The following is an 18955-nucleotide window of genomic DNA, read 5'->3' on the forward strand; positions in this document are numbered from 1 at the left end:
CCTTTTTCGCTTGCGGAGACAGGATTTGAACCTGCGACCTCCGGGTTATGAGCCCGACGAGCTACCGGACTGCTCTACTCCGCGTCAATATGAATTTATTACCATCACCTATTATACCCCAAAAGCGGGGATTTGTCAAATCCCCCTCCCGATTTTATATCCCATCCTTGAAATTCTTATCCAGTCGCTCCTTCCGCGCCTTCCAATCCGGCATCAGCTGCCCCAGAAGGTCATAAAAGGATTTCCCATGATTGGGATACCGAAAATGCAGCAGCTCATGCAGCACCACCTGCTCGATACAAGCCTCATCCGCCTTTAGCAGCTGCAGGTTCAGCCGAATCGTGCTGCCCGTTGTAGTACAGCTGCCCCAGATGCTTTTCATATTTCGGATTTTAATTTCCGGCCTTGCTATATGATATTCTTTCACCAAAGGATATATTCTATCCATAATTTCCGCAAATTTCTTCTCCGCCTGCGCCTTCAGCCAAGCTAGATATTCCGCCTTCAGCACATCGGAATACAGCTTCGGGGAGGAAAGCAGAATCGTATCCTCCGCAACCGTAATCCGCTGTTCGCCGCGTTCCAGTCTGAGCCGATAGGGCTTGCCAAGGTAATACACCGTTTTCCCGTCATACAGGCTCGCATCGGAAATCTCGTTCCTAATCTTCTCAATCTCCGCCAGATGGGTAATAATCCAGAACGCCTTGGACTGCACAAATTCATCAATCACCGCAAAGGGCACCTGCTCCCCCGCGGAAACAACCACCTTGCCATACTTATTCACACGCAGGTTGATATACTTCACGTTTTTGCGCGTCAATTCGTATTCAATTTCAATCCCTTCATATTGCACCGTATGCACCGACATGGGTATTCCCCTTCCTCTCAGAACTTCCTTTCTATTTTACACTTCCGTAAAAAAATTGTCTATCTTTTATGTATAAAAATAACGGAACTCCGTCGAAGTCCCGCTATTTTTGATATTCCGTTTTATTCCTCTGTACGGTTCAGAATTTCCATAAATTCCTCGCCTGTAATCGTTTCCTTTTCCAGAAGGAACTGTGCAATTTCATCCAGCTTATGCATATTCTCCCGAATAATGCCCACAGCCTTCTCATGCGCCTGCTTCACCACAGCGACCACAGCCGCATCAATCTTCGTTGCGGTTTCATTGGAGCAAGCCAGAGAGGTGTCGCCGCCGAGATACTGGTTATTGATGGTTTCCAGTGCAACCATGCCGAATTCCTCGCTCATGCCGAAGCGTGTAATCATCCCTCTTGCCAGGCGTGTTGCCTGCTCAATATCGTTAGATGCCCCTGTCGTGATGGAGCCAAACTTCAGCTCCTCCGCCACACGCCCACCGGTAAAGGTTGCAATCTTATTGAACAGCTCCTCCTTGCTCATCAGCGATTTTTCGCCCTCATCCACCTGCAAGGTATAGCCCAGCGCACCGCTGGTTCTGGGAATAATCGTAATCTTCTGCACGGGAGCGGAATTTTTCTGCTTTGCCGCAACCAATGCGTGTCCGACCTCGTGGTATGCAATGATTTTCTTTTCTTCCGGAGAAATCACAGCGCCCTTTCTCTGGTAGCCTGCCAGAATCACCTCAACGCTCTCCATCAGGTCCTCCTGCTTTACGCGATTGTGCCCCATGCGTACCGCACGCAGCGCCGCTTCATTGATGATATTCGCAAGCTCCGCACCGGAGGCACCCGAGGTTGCCCTTGCGATTGTGCCGAAATCAATCCCGCCTTCCATCTTGACATTTTCCGCATGTACCTTGAGGATTGCCTCTCTGCCCTTCAAATCAGGCAGCTCCACGGGAATTCTTCTGTCGAATCGACCGGGACGCAGCAGTGCCTTATCCAGTGTTTCGGGTCGGTTCGTTGCCGCCAGAATAACAACACCCTTTCTGCCGTCAAAGCCGTCCATCTCCGTCAGCAGCTGGTTCAGTGTCTGCTCCCGCTCATCGTTGCCGCCCATGCCGTTGCCGTCACGCTTTTTCCCGATGGTATCAATTTCATCAATAAATACGATACAGGGTGCTTTTTCGTTTGCCTGCTTAAAAAGGTCGCGCACCTTTGCCGCGCCCATGCCGACAAACATTTCCACAAATTCCGAGCCGGAAATGGAGAAGAAGGGAACCTCTGCCTCGCCCGCAACCGCCTGCGCCAGCAGTGTTTTCCCTGTTCCGGGAGGGCCTACGAGCAATGCGCCCTTTGGCATGGATGCGCCGATTTCCGTATATTTCTGGGGATTATGCAGAAAATCCACAATTTCGCGCAATGCGTCCTTCGCTTCATCCTGTCCTGCAACATCCTTAAAGGTCTTGCCCGTCTGCGCCTTCACATATACCTTCGCATTCGATTTCCCGAAGGACATCGCATTGCCGATGCCGCCCATCTTGCTCATGGCTTTTTTCATCACAAACTGCCACAGCAGGAAGAACACAACAAACATCACAAGCGTGCTGAACCAGGGGGAAACCTCCCTCGGCTTCACCTCTCCGAAGGATGCCCCTGCGTTATACAGCCGCTCTACCAGCTGCGGGTCATCCATCCTTACGGTAGAGTATACCTTCTGGGTGTTCTCCGAAAAAATTGTTGTGCCTGCTTTATCCGATTTGTCCTCATCCTTCAGATAGAAATAAATGACATCCTCATTCACCTCTGCCTGTGAGATATTTTTATTCTGCATCTGCGTCAGGAAAACATCATAATTCACCTGCTCTATGGTGTTCTTCGTCATAAAGGGCAGGAAAAACATATTGATTACTCCCATAATCAGCAGTGCAATCAGCCAATAATATAATAAAGGCTTTCGTTGGTTATTCACATCCATAGACCACAACTCGCTTTCTTCTTCCAAACAAATTCACTAAACACTCTTTCACTAAACACTCTCTATGTAGCAGGGAGTAGAAACTCCCCCTTTATAATACTAAAATATAGGATAAAAGAAAAGCATTTCCGCCTCATGAACGAATTGTAAACGTTTTGTAAATAAAAGGCAGTTCCTTCCTATTATATTTTATATTTATTCCTCCTCCCTGCGGATATCCGCCCCCAGCCGCCGCAGCTTTTCGTCAATCCTGTCATAGCCTCGTTCAATGTGATAAATATCACTGATTTCCGTTTCGCCCTTCGCCGCCAATGCGGATAAAATGAGCGCCGCACCTGCGCGCAGGTCGGTTGCGCGCACCTTTGCCCCCGTCAGTGTTTCCACCCCTTCGATTACCGCACTGCGGCTGTCAATCTTGATATTCGCCCCCATCCGCTGCAGCTCTCCCACATGAGAAAAACGGTTTTCAAAAATTGTTTCCGTCATCACGCTGGTTCCCTTCGCCACTGCCAAAAGGCTCATAAAGGGTGCCTGCATATCGGTCGGAAAGCCGGGAAAGGGCATGGTCTTTACCTGCACACCGCAGAGCCTGCCCCTTCGCCAGACCCGTATTCCCTCCGCCGTCCGCTCCGTTTTGATGTTGCATTCCGCAAGCTTTGCCAGTACAGGCTTCAGGTGCTCCTCCTGCACATTTTCCAGAATGATGTCACCGCCCGTAATTGCCGCCGCCGCTAAAAATGTCCCTGCCTCCATACGGTCGGGAATGACCCGATGCACTGCGCCGTGCAGCTCCTTTCCGCCCCGAATCGTAATCGTGTCCGTGCCGTCCCCTTCAATTTCTGCGCCCATCTTCCGCAGAAAATCCGCCAGATCGCAGACTTCCGGCTCTGCCGCCGCATTTTCAATCGTTGTAATCCCCTTCGCCCGTGTTGCCGCCAGCAGGATATTCTCCGTTGCACCCACGCTTGGAAAATCCAGATAAATGTCACTGCCCCTGAGTGCCTTCGCCTGTAGTTCCACCATCCCATGCGCCTGTCTGCTTTTCGCCCCCATCAGATGAAAGCCCTTCAAATGCAGGTCAATCGGCCTGCTTCCAATCTGACACCCTCCGGGCAGGGGCAGCCTTGCCGCACCGCATCTTGCCAATAACGCCCCTGCCGCCAGAAAGGAGGCACGCATTTTTCTTGCCGTTTCGTATGCCCCTTCCACATGCGCAAGCTCCGTCGCCTGTACGCGCATTGTTTCCGCCGCCGCATCATATTCTACCCGCGCGCCCAGCTCCGTGAGCAGCTCTGCCATGTGCCGCACATCCGCAAGCGGCGGTACATTCTGAATCTCGCAGGCCTCCTCTGTCAACAGGCACGCCGCCAGAATCGGCAAAACCGCATTTTTCGCACCGCTGATTTTTACCCTGCCATGCAGCCCTTCTTCTGTTCCCGTTATCACAAATTTTTCCATCCCGCATCCCTCGCATCCTTTAAAAATCACTGTTGCTAGTATGCCCGTCAAAAGAAAACTAAGTCTCCTGACGAAAAAGAAAGTATACGAAAAAATGTCAAAAAAAGAAAAGAATTTATATGAAATTAGGACTTTACATCAGCAGCAGTTCAGAGTATAATGATTTAGTAACAAATAAATCCATGCGGATGTAGTTCATTGGTAGAATGAAAGCTTCCCAAGCTTTAGAGGCGGGTTCGATTCCCGTCATCCGCTTTTTGCCCTTGCGTTTGCAAGGGCTTTTTCTTTTGCAGAAATAAAAAAACGAGGTCTTGCCTTCCCTAAGATCTCGCTTTTTTATGCTTCTCTCTTTTTTATTTATGAGGCTTCCCTCTTTTTCTGAAAGTTCTGAAAAACGGGCGCACCGTTTCCTCCGCCGCGCACCATTTATCCGCCAGACAGACCATCCACCCCTCCTTGGATTTCGGCGGCAGAACCGTCAGCGGAAACATGTGCCTTGCAATGATATATTCCTCCAACCGGTTCAGCCGATAGTCCCGTTTTGCGTTTCTCGCCGCTGTTTTTCCGTGGCGAAATCCATGCCAGCGATGCCCGTCATCCTTCTTATGCCAGTCATACAGAAAATAATCATGCAAAAGCGCCCCGCGCACCAGTGCCCTGCGGTCTGTCCGCAGCGGAAGCCTGCCTGCAAGCCAGAGACTCAGGTATGCCACATTGATGCTGTGCTGATAAACCGAGGTGCTGCCATGCTGCTTCGCCAGCTTTTCCTCCTGTAGCCGTCCCTGTCGGTTCAGCTCCTTCAGCGTTTCCTTGAGCAGCCTTCTGTCCTTCGCTGAAAGCCTTTCGTTTCGTTTCATGGCACCTCCTCCTTCCTTTTTCAGAAAAAGCAGTATCAAAAAAGTCGGCACTCAGGTGCCGACTTTCGACTTAGAAATCATTCCTCCGTATCCGCTGCCTTTCTCATGTTTACGGATGCCATCTTGAATTTATCATGTACCGCAACCATAGCCGCATCTACGTCATCCTTCGCAATCAGCACAGTGATTTTGATTTCGGATGTGGAAATCATCTGAATATTTACCCCTGCGTCATACATTGCTTCAAAGAACATTGCCGCAACACCGGGGTTGGTTGCCATGCCTGCGCCAACGATAGAAAGCTTCGCTGTGTTTTCGTCATGCACGATTTCTCTCGCTGTCAGGCGTTCCTTATTCTTTTCCAGCGCCTTCAGCGCAATATCCAGATCATCCTCGCCAATGGTAAAGGAAATATTCTGCTTGCCGTCTGCACCTGTGGACTGCAAAATAATATCTACGCTTACCTTTTCCTTTGCCATCAAAGAGAATACCTCAAATGCCTTACCGGGTTCATCATTGATACCCATGATAGAGATACGGGATACTTTCTTATCTGCTGCAACGCCGCTAACCAGCATTCTTTCCATCTTAACGTCCTCCTTCACCTCTGTACCTTCCGCTTCGGACATGCTGGAACGTACAACCAATTTTACATTGTATTTTTTCGCTACCTCAACAGAACGGCTGTGCAGCACCTTTGCACCCAAAGAGGCCAGCTCCAGCATTTCATCGTAGCTGATTTCATCTAATTTTACCGCATCCGGCACCACACGGGGATCTGCCGTGTAAACACCCTCTACGTCTGTATAAATTTCACACATATCTGCATTGAGGGCCGCCGCCAGAGCAACCGCGGAGGTATCGGAACCGCCGCGCCCCAGTGTGGTGGTATCGCCAATGGCATTTACCCCCTGGAACCCTGTCACCAATACGATACTGCCTTCATCCAGCTCGTTTTCGATCCGCTCTGTATTGATATGGCGGATGCGCGCATTGCTGTATGTATTTGTGGTTTCAATCCCAACCTGTGCCGCGTTCAAGGAAACCGCTCTGCCGCCAATCGCACTGATTGCCATTGCCATCAGCGCAACAGACTGCTGTTCCCCTGTGGAAAGCAGCATATCCATTTCTCTGCGGCTAGGCTTGGCGTTGATTTCCTTCGCCTTCGCAATCAGGCCGTCGGTTGTCTTGCCCTGTGCGGACAATACAACCACAACGTCATTCCCTTCCATTCTTGTACGCATGATGCGCTTTGCAACATTAAACACTCTTTCGGCATTTGCGACGGAACTGCCGCCGTATTTCTGCACAATCAACATCGTCTTTTTCCTCCTGTACTCTTGTCCAACTTTCCTTGGCGGAATTACTCTCTCTCCACCCTTGCGCCCACTCTGTCCGCCTGCAAAAGCTGCAGCTTCCAGTTATGCGGAAGGGTGCCCAGGTATGCAGACATTTCTCTTTCGAATCTCTCTGCCTTCTCCTTTGTCACCATTGCCATCAAGGTAGAGCCCGCACCGCTCAAATAGCTGGCAACCGCGCCAAAATCCTTGGCATGCCGAAAAATTTCCTCCATGCCGTCAATCAGCTGCGCCCTGTAGGGCTGATGCACCTTGTCCTGCATGGCCATATCGAAATTTTCATAATTTCCCGTCATTACAGATGCCACCAGAAGCGCCGCACGGGATGCGTTGAATACAACATCCTTCCTTGTGTAGCTGTCGGGCAGAACTCCTCTGGAGGCAGCGGTAGATACAGGAAAATCAGGAACCATTATAGCAAAAACCAAATCCTCTGGCAACTCCAAGCGAACATATTTCATTTCTTTTTCATTCTGTGCGCCGACCACCATGCCGCCAAAGAGCGCAGGGTTGGAATTATCCGGATGTCCCTCCAGCATAGCCGCCATCTGTGCCAGCTCGTCTCTGATGCAGGGTCTGCCTGCCAGCTCGTTTGCCGCCAGAAGCCCCCCGACAATGCACGCCGCACTGCTGCCAAGCCCTCGCACCATGGGGATGTAGTCCTCCTGAATCAGGTGAATCCCCGGCATAGGCAGTTCCTTCTTCTCATAGAAAAATTTCATCGTCTGATAGATTAGATTCGTTTCATCGGTGGGAACCTCAAGCTCCTGCTTCCGCCTTACCTCGATCGTTAAGCCGTCTGTCTGCTCCTCCACCCAAATGTGGTTATAAAGCTGCACTGCTACGCCGATGCTGTCAAAACCGGGACCCATGTTTGCGGATGTCGCCGGAATCTGAATATGAATCATGTTTTCATTCCCTCCTATTACACGAAGTATTTCTTATTGATTTTTTCTTTCTTTTTCTGCTGCCGCCTTACTTTTGTTCCCTCGCAATCATTCTCTTGCAACGATTCTCAGGGACTGTACCCCTGCCAGACCCTCAATGCGTGTCATCAGTCTGCCCAACTCGCCCTGCATTTCATTCGTTTCAATCGTTACGGTAACGTTCGCAATGTTGTTGATGGGGATGGTCTGGTTAATCGTCAGAATACTTGCCCCTTCGGATGCAATGCTGTTTAAAACAGAGGACAGAAGTCCTCTCGTATGGTCCAGGTTCATGGAAATGGTTACGGTCTTTCCTCTCGTGTTTTCGTAAAGAGGATGTACCGCATCCCGATATTTATAGAACGCACTGCGGCTGATGCCTACACGGTTCACCGCATCCTGTACCGTTTTTTCCTTCTTGCTTTCCAAAAGATTTTTGACATCCATCACCTTCAAAAAAATTTCGGGCAGTACGGCTTTATCTACGATATAATAATTCTTATCTTCCTTCACTATGTTTTCCTCCTGTTTTTGTTTTAAAAACATTTGTTTTTGACATAAGGACTATATCATAAATTCTGTTGCTTGACAAGTACAAATCTAAAAAAATGTCCTTCCCAGATGAATTTTTTCCGTTGTTTGAAAAAAAATCGTCTTTTTTCATTTATTTTTGTCAGCTTTTCCGTCAAATTCTCTCAAACAGCACTAAATTTTTCGCTTTGCGGTTTTAAAATCCGTTTTTTTCTGTTAGAATAAGGTGATTATGCTTGCGGCGAAAAAACCGCAGACAAAGGAGTTTTGAGATGATAAAACAAACGAATTCCGTGCAGGCAAAGCATGCACCCCTTCTTGGCCTTTTCCTGAACGGATATGAAAATATGCGGCAGAAAATGGATGCCCCCTGTCGCCGCCCCCTGCTTGAAATTGCCCCTCTGGTGTTCGGCAAGTGGTATTATGCGGCATTGGCGCAGGAAACCATCCTTTCCCCTGCCAATCTCTTTGCATTGGATTTGCAAAAGGATTCCGATGCAAAAATCGAATATGCGTATATTATGAATACCAAAGCGGCGGAGGAGCAGTCCGATTTGGAGTTCACCTCCGAATATCACTTCTCCCTCATGACCTATTCCACCCAGAAGCACCCCCTCGTGGCGGATTTGCAGGCACTCATCGGCTATTGCACGCCCGATCGCGCAACTGATGAAAACGGGATGCTTTTAGAAGAAGAAAAAAAGGAAATTCTGGCACAGCTGAGTCTCCGTGCAGAGTTTTATCTGGAATATCTCACCCGTCTGGCGTGGCTGCATGGGCTTCTGGTTCCCATGCCCTCCATTCATACCAGAAGGGTACAGCCTGCCTCGGAGTGTGATGCCTTTTTCGCGCAGCCCACAGCCGATATCCTCTTTCAGCTGGGGGAATCCGCCTGCACGCTTGCATCCGAGCGCTTCATCGAAGCCATGGATTTGGAGGACGGCATAGCACCCCCCGATTTTTTCTATCATTTACTGGAAAGCAATCAGGAGGTTGACCGCATTTTTATGGATTTCTATAAACGGGTCGATGTGGATATCGAAGAAATCTGGCGCACGCCGCCCGAAAAGCTGAACGCAGAGGAACGCTCCATTGTTTCCTCCTTCCTCTTTACGGGCATCATGCTGGATAAGTGGTTCCTGACCCCCATGAGCGTCTTTTTCCGCTTCATCCGTCCGATTGCCTTCACCCCCATGCAGTTCTATCCCTTGGTGAATACGCTTGCCTCTCTCATTCTGATGGAGCATAATGTCGGCGCAGAGCTGTTCACACCCCCGACCTATTATAGCCTGACCGCCTTGGGAAAGGAACTTTTCGCAGATCCCGATATCATTGATGTCGATAAGCAGCAGATGCCGCAGACCATGCCCTATGAGCAGCTGCAGGCGGCGGTGCTGCAGGAGGCAGAAGCGCAGGAGCAGGAGCTGCTTTTCCTCACAGAGGTTGTCCCCGATGTGCTTTCCCTGAAAATCTCCCAGAGTGGGGATGCGGATTTGTGGAAGATTATCGAGGTTGGGCAGGATATGGATGTCAACGTCCTTTGCAGAGATCTCTGCGGCGCGTTTGCGCTGGAGGATATGGCAGATTATCTCCTCTCCGTCCCCGATCGAAACGGCTTCCCTCTGGAATATTCCGCGAATGGCTCCAAGCGTTCCTTAAATAAGGCAAACGGAAAAATGCTGCAGGAGCTGCCCCTTTCCGTCGGCACAACGCTGCTTCTTTACCCCACCCATAGCAGAGCCGCTTACCTCAGGCTGGAAATTCTGGAAAAGGGCAAGGGCAATCCCTATCTGATGTATCCCCGTGTAACAGAGCAAAGCCCGAAAATGCTTGAATTAGAGAAAATGGACGAGCTTTTCTGATAAATAAAAACATTGATTCTTGAAAGAAGGTAATGCAATCATGACAGTATTGACACACGCGCACGGCGGCGATCTGGATGCCATCCAGAGAACCTACGGCATCCCCAAGGAAGAAATCATTGATTTCAGCGGCAATATCAACCCCCTTGGCTTTCCCAAAAGGGCAGAGGACGCGCTGAAGGAAAATCTGCACCTCATCTGCACCTATCCCGATAAAAAATATAAGGCACTCAAGCAGGCAATCGGCACCTATACCGGCGCAGACCCCTCCCACATCGTCGTAGGCAATGGCTCTACGGAGCTGATTTCCACCTTCATCCAGACGGTGCATGCAAAGCATTCCATCATCATGGGGCCTGCCTATTCCGAATATGAAAGAGAGGTTTCTCTGGGCGGCGGCAAATTTGAGTATTTCCCCCTGAAGGAGGAGGAAGATTTCAAGCTGAACCTGCCTGCGCTCCTGAAAGCTCTCACCCCCGATGTCGGGATGTTCGTTGCCTGCAACCCCAATAACCCCACAGGCACTGCCATCCGCACAGAGGAAATGCGTGAGATTCTGGCGCACTGCAAAAAAATCGGTGCCTCTGTCATGATTGATGAAACCTATATCGAATTTTCCGATATCCTGCCCGAAATCTGCTCCATTCCTCTGGTGAAGGAGTTTGATAATCTGTTCGTCATCCGCGGCACCTCCAAGTTCTTTGCCGCCCCCGGCATCCGTCTGGGCTATGGCATTTCCTCCAATCAGGCGTTCTTAGACCGCTTCAAAACGAACACAAACCCTTGGAGCGTAAACAGCCTTGCGGATTTTATCGGTCAGCATATCTTTACGGATTTCGAGTTCCATAAGAAAACACAGACCCTCGTTTCCGAAGAAAGAAGAAAAGCCTTCGCAGAGCTTTCCACATGGAAAAATATCAAGGCATATCCCTCCGAAGCGAACTTCATTCTGCTGAAGCTGAAAACAGACCGCATCACTGCGCATGAATTATTTGAAAAATGTATTCAGAAAAAAATGCTCATCCGCGATGCGTCCTCCTTCACCTTCCTGGATGAAAGCTATCTGCGCTTCTGTATTCTCTCCCCCGCGCATAATGCCGCACTTCTGGCGGAGCTGAAAAAATGGGTCGAGAACTAAGTCGAAATCAGAGTTTGCGGCAGCACCGTAAAAAATTGCTATCGTAAACCTTTCGTTCCCTGCGCATATTATCTCAGAACAACTCTCATTCTGAGGTGATTTTTATGACAGAATCCATCAGCCGCAAAGAACTTTGCGGCTATTTATCTCTTTTGCGCAGACAGCTTGCAGGGCAGTCTCTGTTCCCTGCCCCGAATGTGATTTTCCTCAACAGCCGTGCGCTCTATCATCATCTGGCAAGGCAGACCTGCGGCGGCATAACCGTTGGAGAAATTCTTCAGAAAATAGAAACCTGTATCCCCCTTGCCGTAACGGAGGAAAGCTTTTCGCTCTTTCTCTCCGTCTGCAAGGAGCCAAAGGCAGAGCGCACGCGCAGCTTTCTGGAAAGCAGTAAGGCTGATTTCCTCCTGCTGATTCATCAGACAGCGGAAAATGAACCCCAATGGTGCGCCTTAACCGCACTCTGCGAAAAATTACGGCAACGAAATCTCCGAACCTGAAAGGCGGCTTTTATGGAAGAAAAACCCTACCGCAGCTTAAATGAATATTATCGCAGCATCTTCGGGCGCAAAGCGGCGAAAATCTCTCTGGATGGCGGCTTTACCTGTCCCAATCGGGATGGCACCTGCGGCACAAGGGGCTGTCTGTTCTGCAGTGCCGGCGGCAGTGGGGATTTTGCGGAAAATGCCGCTCTTTCCATCACAGAGCAGATTGCAAAAGGCAAGGCGCAGACGGCAGGCAAATGGAAAAACCCTGCCTATATCGCCTATTTCCAAGCCTTCACGAATACCTATGCCCCCGCGGAGAAGCTGCGGCAGAAATACGAGGAAGCCCTCGCCTGCCCCGAAATCGAAGGCATTTCCATTGCCACCAGAGCCGATTGCCTGCCCACGGATGTCCTTGCCCTTCTGGCGGAGCTAAATAAAAAAACAAACCTCTGGGTGGAGCTTGGCCTGCAAACGGCAGATGCGCAGTCCGCCGCCTTCATCCGCCGCGGCTATCCGCTCAGCGTATTCACACAGGCGGTCTATGCCCTCGCAGAACGCAATATTCCCGTTGTGGTGCATATCATTCTCGGACTTCCCGGTGAAAGCAGAGAAACCGTTCTCCTGACGATTGATTATCTCAACCGCCTGCCCATTCAGGGCGTGAAGCTGCAGCTTCTGCATGTTCTTTCCGACAGCGACCTTGCAGACCTCTATCGCGCAGGCGAATACACCCCCTTGGAAAAGGAGGAATACCTCACCCTTGTCGGGGACTGTATCGCGCATCTGCGCGCGGATATCGTCCTGCACCGCCTGACGGGGGACGGCGATAAAAACACCCTTCTCGCCCCTCTCTGGAGCCTCAGAAAACGGGATGTCCTCAATCATCTGCACCGCTATCTCAGGGAAAACCATATCCGACAGGGAATGTCCTGCAAAATAGACCTCTCTGTTATTTACAACAAACCAAAAGATGTGCTATGATAAGAGACAACGACTTTATTTGAAAGGAGGTTCTGTCCATGCAGTATTCCACAAAAAAGCTGGCGGAGCATAAGCTGATTATTCTGCATCTCTTGCAAAAAATGGGAATTTCCCTCTCCAATAGCGAAATTTGCCAGTTCCTTCTGGAAAAAAACTATATGGACTATTTCTCCGTACAGCAATATCTTGCCGAGCTGGAAAGCGCCGGCTGGCTGGAAAAAACGCGCGAGCAGAATAACACACGCTATACCCTGACGGATGACGGCGAGGAGGTTATCAATTACTTCATCAACCGCATTTCCGATGAGGTGAAAAACGAAATCAATGTCTATGTCCACGAAAACAGCAGACGCATCCGCGCAGAATATGCCGTAACCGCGAATTATTTCCCCGAGCTGAATGGGGATTATCTCGTCAAATGCAGCCTTTGCGATGATAATGGCGCAACCCTTATGGAAATCAGCGTTTCCGTTGTCTCCAAGGCACAGGCACAGCAGGTCTGCCGTAACTGGCGCAAGCATGTCAATCAGTATTACCGCGACTTTCTCACCTCTCTGGCAACCGAAGCCCCCGAGAATGAAGCCGAACCAACTACATAAAAATCCGACAGATTCAAGTTCTGTCGGATTTTTTTATTCTCTTTCGTCTTTCTTAAAAAAACATTAACCGTTTCTCTATTGTTTTCCCCATCCCCAAACAGGTATACTATCCCCATCCTAACATCGGCATCAGAACAGGAGGGGCTTTCATGTATCGTATTCTTTTTGCACTCGTTGAACTGGCGGCGGCAGGGGTTTTCCTGCTCCCCCTTTTTCTTCTATACGGAAAATTTACCGCACACAGCCGTATGCAGATTTTCTGTTCCATCCTATTCGGCTTTTATTTCGCCGCAGTTCTGGCATTGGTCGGCTTTCCGAGCATCCTCGACCACAGCCCGGATGTCACGCTGCATCTCGTCCCCCTTGCAGGCATCCCTGCCGATTTCCAAAATGCCTGTCTAAATGTGCTGCTGTTCGTTCCTCTGGGGCTATTTCTCCCTCTGCTCTGGGATTCCTGCCAATCCCTCCGCCGCACGCTCCTGTTTGCCCTCTGCGTCACACTTTTCATTGAGCTTTCGCAGCTTTTCACCCTGCGCGCAACCGATATCAACGATATCCTCACGAACCTTGCAGGCGCGGCAATCGGATACTTCTTGGCAAAGCATGCCGCAAAAGTCCTTCCTGCCGCAGCCTCCCCCAATGGAAAGGAACCCATCCTGCTCTGCACCATCACAGCCGCGGTGTTCTTTTTCGCCCAGCCGTTTGTTTCCGCCTTCTTCTGGGAACTCCTGCTGTAGCGCACATACTGCTTTTCAATACCTTTACAACTGCTTCGTTTAACATGATAAATCCTTCCGTTTTTAAAAAATTCTTGTTTTTTCCGATGCACTCATATTAGCCGATTTGCTCATAAAACGGAAGATATTAGGAAATTTATAAGTCACTATGAAATTTATGAGCCTGCGTATTTTTGCAAAAAAAATCTTAACACTTTCTTTCTGGATTCCTGCCTCCAAAGCGTGTATACTGTGTCAGGCAACAAAAAGAAACGCTTTTATTTTTTATTCAGAAAGGATCTTTATTATGAACACAACAAAAAACTGGGTGATGCGTCACCTTCCCTATATCGGCACAGCCGTCCTGCTTTGCGGCATTTTCTGCCTGATTGCAAAGGCACTTTCCCCCGAATATTTGGATGCGCAGGGCTATCTGCATGAAAACTTCTTCCTGCTGCCCATCAGCTTTACGCTTCTGCTTGCCGCAGTCCTGCTGTTCCTTGGGGCAGGGATTCATTTCCTGAAAAGCAGATTCTCCAGATAAACACAAAACCCCTCTCCGTATGTATTCTCATACCAAGAGGGGTTCCTTTTTTCCTTATTTTCTGTTTCTTGCCTCCAGACGATAAATCGGCATCCCACGAGAGGAGAATTTTTCCTCATATTCCGTCATGATATTACCCTCATAATCGCTGTTATGTAAATCCAGACTGATATTGGAAAGCTTCCAGTCATCCGCGCAGAATTCATTCAGCGAGAATTCAAACAGACCGCGGTTATCCGTCTTAAAGAAGATTTCCGCATCCTCGCCCATAATGCGGCGGTATTCCTGCAAAAAGCCGCGATAGGTCAAACGGCGCTTATAGGTACGCTTTTTGGGCCATGGGTCGCTGAAATTCAGATATAATCTCTGAAACTCCCCCACCTCAAACAAATCGGACAGATTGCTTGCATTATCCCAGACAAACGCCAGATTCGGCAGCTCCTCATCCGCGCGCCTTGCCGCCATTGCCACAACCGTTTCCTGCCGTTCAATGCCGATAAAGTTCACATCGGGGTAGGCTTCCGCATTCTTGCGCAGAAAGCCGCCCTTGCCGCAGCCAATCTCCACATAAATGGGGTGGTCATTCCCGAAATATTCCTTCCATTTGCCCTTTTTCTCAGGGGCATCGTTAATCACCAATGTATTATCCAATAATTCCTGGGCAGCCCAGGGTTTCTTTCTGACTCTCATGCAGCTGTTCCTTTCCTTCTGAAATTTCCGAAAATATCAGAATGAGTATACACGAAAATCCTTACTTTTTCAACCTTCCTGCGCCAAAAAAGCCATCCAGTAGCCCCAGTCTCCATCCACGCGGCGAAATTCCCGAAACCCGAAGCGCTGTGCCTCGGCTTCCTCCTCCTCGCTGTATTCCCCCGGCAGACCGAGCCAGCAGCCGTTTTCCGCCTGCCGCAGAATCAGATGATGATATCTTCTGTAGGGGAGCAGGAAGAAAAATTCCTTCTGCCATTTCAGCGGAATTTGTGCGAGCAGGGTCAGCTCCTCCAGAAAAAGACAATCCCAGAGGACACCATCCCCAAACGGTTCCAGCTTTTTCTGCTGTCCAAGGGTGTCCTTTTGCTGTCCACTCGTGTCCGCTTTGTCCACTATTTCCGTAGTTTTGTCCACCCTTTCCGCCCCTGTGTCCGCACACTGTCCACCCTCCTTGACAGAGGGATTTTCCGTTTTTCCTGCCGCGCGGATATGCGCCGTTTCCTCTGCCGAAAGCACGCCCGTTTCCTCAAGATTTTCCAATTCCCGTCGAAATTTCGCCAGAAGTCCCTGAAAGCTGCCGTGACAGCCTTGCGCCGACAGCGGCTTCTCCTGTGCCTCGGGCGGCTCCGCCTTTTGCTCCGATAAAGCTGTGGTTTTCTCTGCTTTAAGGTCGATTTTTTCCTGTAATTTCGGCATTTCCTGCGGTTTTTCTTTTTTGGGAGGCTCTGCCTTTTTCTGCGGCTGAAAGATAGCTTTCCAGTCTGTTTTCTCCCCGAAATATGCCGCAAGCGGCGCAGAACAGCCGCCCTCCTCCGCCAGAATCAGCACCGTATGGAAGTCCTCGGCACGCTTCCCCTCCCCGACCGCATCGGGGTTAAATGCCCATTTCAGCTCGGCATGCCCCTCCTTTTTTTCGGGGTGCAGCTCCCCGCAGAAAATGCTCTCCTGCCCTGCCAGAAGATACACCGCATAGCGAAGCGGGCGCAGCCCCTGCACCGTAAGCATCAGCCTGCCCGTGCCGTTTTTCAGCTCCATGATGCAGCTGCCCCAAGGGGGACGCTTGCCGACGGCATAGCCTGCCGTTTCCTGCCGCAGCATCAGGAATACCTTATCATATCGTCTGTTATACATACCCTTCCTCCTCTGCTTGTCTGTTTCATCGGCATCACTGTTACAGGATATGCGGCGGCAATCAAAAAAGAACTCTGAATCAGAGCTCCTTTGGGATTCCGTATAGCGAAAGAGAGGTGTTCTTATAGGCTTTTTCCTCGCTGACATCGCGTCCGAACCATGCCGGGGCAACAAATTTCTCTGCCGCTTCCACGGAGGAAAATTCCACCTCAGTGGTCATCAGCCCCTGCAATTCTCCCTCATAAATATCAACCTCGGCGGTCAGATTTCCCTCGATCGGCACGAGATAGCGTTTCTTGCAGACGGGCGTACCCTCTGTTTTCAGCGACAGGCGGTTATACTCCTCCTCGCTGAGGGGCAGTTCAAATTCCTCGCGCGCCAGATGTCCCTTCCCCTTCACCGTCAGGATATAATCTGCGTTGCTTTGGCGGATGCGGATGGTCGGGGAAAAGGAGAGATACGCCTGCGTGATTGCCTTGCAGGGATATGCCGTAATGTCAAAAGGAAGTTCCTTCGTTAAAAATTTCCGTTCGATTTCCATAGTATATTCCTTTCTTTTTCTCATTGGGGATTGACTGCATCCGCGATGCGCTCCACTGCACCGCCGACAAAGCTAATGACTCTTTGGTCAATGACTGCGCCTTCTGCAGATACTGTCACAACAGCAAGCCCGAACTGGTTCTTCTGACTGTCGGTAGTTTCACCGGACAGGGTCTGCCACTGCACAGAGACATCCTCTTTTGTGATTTCTGCATCGGTTTCAATTTCATACTGCATATCCTTGCTGAATGCGGAATTGGAATGGGAAGTGACCAGAAGTCCGCCTGTTTCTTGATACACCTTGACGGTGTAATAAACCAAATCCGCCTCATTTTCCACATATTTTTCATTCGGAGAAATTGTGTTTTCGTAAAGCAGATTTGCTTCCAAATCGGGTTTCGTGTCATTGTCGGCTTTGTCGTTCTGTCCGCCGCAGCCGACAAGCAGAAACACAAAAACTAAAAGCATACACATCCATTTTTTCATGCGACTTTTCGCCCTCCTATTCGATGAATACCGTATTTTTATAGAATAGCATATTATTTCTGTTTCAAATCATCAAGATAGGCATCCTGCCAGAAGCACATATCCATCAACTTCATCGGCGGATATTCAATTCCTCTTTTGCTCAATTCCTGCCGCAGTTTTTCAAACACATCTAAGTTGTCACAATAAAATTTAGCAACACCATAAACAGATTTTTTATTATATTTGCCATTGGATATATGGTGTTTTTTCACCGCCTGCATATAGTAACGGTCATAAGCAGGAACACAACCCAATGTACCAAGCAAAATCTTCGTTATCAGGGTATCCGTTGCATGATTTACCTCATCCGCAAAAGATGATCTTTCCTCTGCATAACATTTTCTGATTCTCGATCCAATTTCCCCTAACAGATGAAGATTTTCTTCTTTACGCAATTCTTCGGCAGAAATCCCACACAAAGGATAGTATCTTTTTTCCTGAATTATCTGAATAATCGGAATATGTACCTTGTAATCCTTTTGCAACAAAAAAGAGGAACCTCTATACATTCCCCAGCTTGCTAAATAAAACGCAAGATGGAGTGCCAGATAGTCCACAGTTTGGTCATCTGTTTTATTTCGATTTTCCAAAAATGCCTGATAGCAATGCTCCCAAGACAAATATCTCCCATGTCTATCCACCTCTGTTGCATGAAAATACTCTAAGATAAGCCCAACTGCACATTCTGCCGACATCGTAATTTCCTCTTGCTGTACTTGATACTGTCTTGTTTCTGCGTGACTTGATTTCTGCAGACCATTTTGTTGATGTACATCAGTTCCGCAAAGAGCATACTTTGCAGGATACGCTCCAAGCCGAATCACTAAATCATCTTTTACCAGTAACATCAGTGCATTATAAATATTGGACATCTGCAAATTATCCTGATATATAGCCTCAGCCAATTCCGCCTGTGTCATAATTCCATTTACTCGGAGTAATGCCAGAATTTTATCTCTTTGGCTCATTCTCCATGCCCCCATTCTTCTTTCTTTTCCTGTTATTTCTTCCGTTTTGTCACATGGAAATCGCAGCAATCATCGCCCTGCGCGAGGGTTTTGGTACGGTGCAGCTCGCCGCCTTCATAGAAATAGCTTCTTTCATCCATCTTGCAAAGGCAGGGAACAAATTCGAAGCAGTCTTCTTTTTTACCCAGCTTACAGATGCCACACTCGGTATAGGTATTATAAAATTCATCCTTGCCCTCGCGATATTTAAATTTCCAGTCGAGGGGGTATTTCGAGTGTTGGCTTGCCTTGCTTTCTCTGCGCTTCTTATTCTGTGTGGACTCGGTAAAGAGGGTGCATTTCTTATTTTTATGCGCCTTCACCATAAAGGGAGAATCGAACACCGCCGTTACCATTTCATCCACAATGGCAGGAGTAATGCAGCTCGGCTCCGCCTTATAAAAGGAAAATACAAACGCCGCAACATAAAGATTTTTCTCAAGCGAGCTGCCGCCGATATCGGGGGTGCGCGCAAGCATGGCGCGATATTCCTTTTTTACCCTTTTCTTATATGCATTGATGTCCAAATCGGGGCAGAGAGAAGAAAGCCGCTCCAATGCCGCATCGAAGCACACCATTTCCACCGTTCTTGCCGTTATTCCATATCTTAACACATCCATCCATTCCTCTCTCTTGCAAATATTTTTAATTATACCACAAGAAAGCGGCATGAGTTGAAAAATCAGGGATTTTCCTGTAAAATAAAACTACTTGGACACACTAAGACAATCAGGAGGGA

Annotated in this window: 20 protein-coding genes and 2 tRNA genes; 8 read left to right on the forward strand and 14 right to left on the reverse strand. The window is 49.0% G+C overall.

Annotated features, from left to right (window positions below; genetic code table 11):
• Window positions 1–10: 10 nt before the first annotated feature.
• From GPK49_RS11820 to murA, 4 genes are all read right to left on the reverse strand, one after another.
• Window positions 11–84, reverse strand: a tRNA-Met gene (locus tag GPK49_RS11820).
• Between the two features lie 70 nt (window positions 85–154).
• The gene (locus GPK49_RS11825; RefSeq protein WP_215678106.1) at window positions 155–868 is read right to left on the reverse strand and encodes a M48 family metallopeptidase; all 714 of its coding nucleotides are present in this window, start codon (window positions 866–868) and stop codon (window positions 155–157) included.
• A gap of 122 nt (window positions 869–990) precedes the next feature.
• Window positions 991–2841, reverse strand: a complete 1851-nt coding sequence (ftsH, locus tag GPK49_RS11830) for an ATP-dependent zinc metalloprotease FtsH (RefSeq protein ID WP_215678389.1) — start codon at window positions 2839–2841, stop codon at window positions 991–993.
• A gap of 195 nt (window positions 2842–3036) precedes the next feature.
• Window positions 3037–4299 (reverse strand): UDP-N-acetylglucosamine 1-carboxyvinyltransferase, encoded by a 1263-nt coding sequence (gene murA / locus GPK49_RS11835; RefSeq protein ID WP_215678109.1) that lies wholly within the window; start codon window positions 4297–4299, stop codon window positions 3037–3039.
• Between the two features lie 184 nt (window positions 4300–4483).
• On the opposite strand from murA, the gene GPK49_RS11840 reads away from it, so the two are divergent.
• A tRNA-Gly gene (locus tag GPK49_RS11840) sits at window positions 4484–4554 on the forward strand.
• Window positions 4555–4652: 98 nt separating this feature from the next.
• On the opposite strand, the gene GPK49_RS11845 is transcribed toward GPK49_RS11840, so the two are convergent.
• From GPK49_RS11845 to GPK49_RS11860, 4 genes are all read right to left on the reverse strand, one after another.
• Complete coding sequence (locus GPK49_RS11845; protein WP_215678110.1) at window positions 4653–5156, reverse strand: HD domain-containing protein; 504 nt, start codon at window positions 5154–5156, stop codon at window positions 4653–4655.
• Between the two features lie 77 nt (window positions 5157–5233).
• Entirely contained in the window at window positions 5234–6475 is a 1242-nt protein-coding gene (locus GPK49_RS11850) for an aspartate kinase (RefSeq protein ID WP_016406818.1), read from the reverse strand.
• Between the two features lie 44 nt (window positions 6476–6519).
• Entirely contained in the window at window positions 6520–7422 is a 903-nt protein-coding gene (thrB, locus tag GPK49_RS11855) for a homoserine kinase (protein WP_215678113.1), read from the reverse strand.
• Window positions 7423–7509: 87 nt separating this feature from the next.
• Window positions 7510–7953, reverse strand: coding sequence for an ACT domain-containing protein (locus GPK49_RS11860; RefSeq protein WP_016406816.1), 444 nt, complete (start codon window positions 7951–7953; stop codon window positions 7510–7512).
• A 290-nt stretch (window positions 7954–8243) separates the two neighbouring features.
• Between GPK49_RS11860 and GPK49_RS11865 the strand changes: the two genes are divergently transcribed.
• The 7 genes from GPK49_RS11865 to GPK49_RS11895 all read left to right on the forward strand — a co-directional run bounded on the left by GPK49_RS11865 (window position 8244) and on the right by GPK49_RS11895 (window position 14299).
• Entirely contained in the window at window positions 8244–9833 is a 1590-nt protein-coding gene (locus GPK49_RS11865; RefSeq protein WP_215678116.1) for a hypothetical protein, read from the forward strand.
• Window positions 9834–9873: 40 nt separating this feature from the next.
• Window positions 9874–10971, forward strand: coding sequence for a histidinol-phosphate transaminase (locus tag GPK49_RS11870; RefSeq protein WP_318283907.1), 1098 nt, complete (start codon window positions 9874–9876; stop codon window positions 10969–10971).
• 104 nt (window positions 10972–11075) lie between these two features.
• A complete protein-coding gene (locus GPK49_RS11875; RefSeq protein ID WP_016406813.1) occupies window positions 11076–11471 on the forward strand; it encodes a hypothetical protein in 396 nt (131 codons plus the stop codon).
• 12 nt (window positions 11472–11483) lie between these two features.
• Window positions 11484–12440, forward strand: a complete 957-nt coding sequence (locus GPK49_RS11880) for a TIGR01212 family radical SAM protein (protein ID WP_215678119.1) — start codon at window positions 11484–11486, stop codon at window positions 12438–12440.
• A 38-nt stretch (window positions 12441–12478) separates the two neighbouring features.
• Window positions 12479–13039, forward strand: coding sequence for a DUF4364 family protein (locus tag GPK49_RS11885; RefSeq protein WP_016406811.1), 561 nt, complete (start codon window positions 12479–12481; stop codon window positions 13037–13039).
• A gap of 149 nt (window positions 13040–13188) precedes the next feature.
• The gene (locus GPK49_RS11890; protein ID WP_016406810.1) at window positions 13189–13776 is read left to right on the forward strand and encodes a VanZ family protein; all 588 of its coding nucleotides are present in this window, start codon (window positions 13189–13191) and stop codon (window positions 13774–13776) included.
• A gap of 286 nt (window positions 13777–14062) precedes the next feature.
• On the forward strand, window positions 14063–14299 hold the full coding sequence (locus GPK49_RS11895) for a DUF3955 domain-containing protein (protein ID WP_277118275.1): 237 nt from the start codon (window positions 14063–14065) through the stop codon (window positions 14297–14299).
• Between the two features lie 54 nt (window positions 14300–14353).
• Here the strand turns inward: GPK49_RS11895 and trmB are convergent, their stop codons facing one another.
• The 6 genes from trmB to GPK49_RS11925 form a co-directional block, all read right to left on the reverse strand.
• Window positions 14354–14989 (reverse strand): tRNA (guanosine(46)-N7)-methyltransferase TrmB, encoded by a 636-nt coding sequence (trmB, locus tag GPK49_RS11900; protein WP_215678121.1) that lies wholly within the window; start codon window positions 14987–14989, stop codon window positions 14354–14356.
• A gap of 69 nt (window positions 14990–15058) precedes the next feature.
• Window positions 15059–16141, reverse strand: coding sequence for a hypothetical protein (locus tag GPK49_RS11905; protein ID WP_215678124.1), 1083 nt, complete (start codon window positions 16139–16141; stop codon window positions 15059–15061).
• 79 nt (window positions 16142–16220) lie between these two features.
• Window positions 16221–16706 carry a CYTH domain-containing protein gene (locus tag GPK49_RS11910; RefSeq protein WP_318283908.1) on the reverse strand — a complete coding sequence of 162 codons (486 nt, stop codon included), beginning with the start codon at window positions 16704–16706 and terminating at the stop codon, window positions 16221–16223.
• The gene (locus GPK49_RS11915) at window positions 16703–17167 is read right to left on the reverse strand and encodes a hypothetical protein (RefSeq protein WP_215678127.1); all 465 of its coding nucleotides are present in this window, start codon (window positions 17165–17167) and stop codon (window positions 16703–16705) included. Before GPK49_RS11915 ends, GPK49_RS11910 begins: the two co-directional genes overlap by 4 nt.
• Before the next feature lie 53 nt (window positions 17168–17220).
• Window positions 17221–18177 (reverse strand): hypothetical protein, encoded by a 957-nt coding sequence (locus tag GPK49_RS11920; RefSeq protein ID WP_215678130.1) that lies wholly within the window; start codon window positions 18175–18177, stop codon window positions 17221–17223.
• Window positions 18178–18209: 32 nt separating this feature from the next.
• Complete coding sequence (locus GPK49_RS11925; protein WP_318283909.1) at window positions 18210–18836, reverse strand: L-2-amino-thiazoline-4-carboxylic acid hydrolase; 627 nt, start codon at window positions 18834–18836, stop codon at window positions 18210–18212.
• Window positions 18837–18955 lie beyond the last annotated feature (119 nt).

Origin of the sequence: Clostridium sp. MCC345 (assembly GCF_018785345.1) — a bacterium.
Taxonomy (GTDB): domain Bacteria; phylum Bacillota; class Clostridia; order Lachnospirales; family Anaerotignaceae; genus Anaerotignum_A; species Anaerotignum_A faecicola.

Bases quoted from the DNA above. Each gene is read 5' to 3' on its own strand.
- GPK49_RS11825 (WP_215678106.1), bottom strand. From the start codon at position 868: ATGTCGGTGCATACGGTGCAATATGAAGGGATTGAAATTGAATACGAA.
- ftsH (WP_215678389.1), bottom strand. From the start codon at position 2,841: ATGGATGTGAATAACCAACGAAAGCCTTTATTATATTATTGGCTGATT.
- murA (WP_215678109.1), bottom strand. From the start codon at position 4,299: ATGGAAAAATTTGTGATAACGGGAACAGAAGAAGGGCTGCATGGCAGG.
- GPK49_RS11845 (WP_215678110.1), bottom strand. From the start codon at position 5,156: ATGAAACGAAACGAAAGGCTTTCAGCGAAGGACAGAAGGCTGCTCAAG.
- GPK49_RS11850 (WP_016406818.1), bottom strand. From the start codon at position 6,475: ATGTTGATTGTGCAGAAATACGGCGGCAGTTCCGTCGCAAATGCCGAA.
- thrB (WP_215678113.1), bottom strand. From the start codon at position 7,422: ATGATTCATATTCAGATTCCGGCGACATCCGCAAACATGGGTCCCGGT.
- GPK49_RS11865 (WP_215678116.1), top strand. From the start codon at position 8,244: ATGATAAAACAAACGAATTCCGTGCAGGCAAAGCATGCACCCCTTCTT.
- GPK49_RS11870 (WP_318283907.1), top strand. From the start codon at position 9,874: ATGACAGTATTGACACACGCGCACGGCGGCGATCTGGATGCCATCCAG.
- GPK49_RS11875 (WP_016406813.1), top strand. From the start codon at position 11,076: ATGACAGAATCCATCAGCCGCAAAGAACTTTGCGGCTATTTATCTCTT.
- GPK49_RS11880 (WP_215678119.1), top strand. From the start codon at position 11,484: ATGGAAGAAAAACCCTACCGCAGCTTAAATGAATATTATCGCAGCATC.
- GPK49_RS11885 (WP_016406811.1), top strand. From the start codon at position 12,479: ATGCAGTATTCCACAAAAAAGCTGGCGGAGCATAAGCTGATTATTCTG.
- GPK49_RS11890 (WP_016406810.1), top strand. From the start codon at position 13,189: ATGTATCGTATTCTTTTTGCACTCGTTGAACTGGCGGCGGCAGGGGTT.
- GPK49_RS11895 (WP_277118275.1), top strand. From the start codon at position 14,063: ATGAACACAACAAAAAACTGGGTGATGCGTCACCTTCCCTATATCGGC.
- trmB (WP_215678121.1), bottom strand. From the start codon at position 14,989: ATGAGAGTCAGAAAGAAACCCTGGGCTGCCCAGGAATTATTGGATAAT.
- GPK49_RS11905 (WP_215678124.1), bottom strand. From the start codon at position 16,141: ATGTATAACAGACGATATGATAAGGTATTCCTGATGCTGCGGCAGGAA.
- GPK49_RS11910 (WP_318283908.1), bottom strand. From the start codon at position 16,706: ATGAGAAAAAGAAAGGAATATACTATGGAAATCGAACGGAAATTTTTA.
- GPK49_RS11915 (WP_215678127.1), bottom strand. From the start codon at position 17,167: ATGAAAAAATGGATGTGTATGCTTTTAGTTTTTGTGTTTCTGCTTGTC.
- GPK49_RS11920 (WP_215678130.1), bottom strand. From the start codon at position 18,177: ATGAGCCAAAGAGATAAAATTCTGGCATTACTCCGAGTAAATGGAATT.
- GPK49_RS11925 (WP_318283909.1), bottom strand. From the start codon at position 18,836: ATGGATGTGTTAAGATATGGAATAACGGCAAGAACGGTGGAAATGGTG.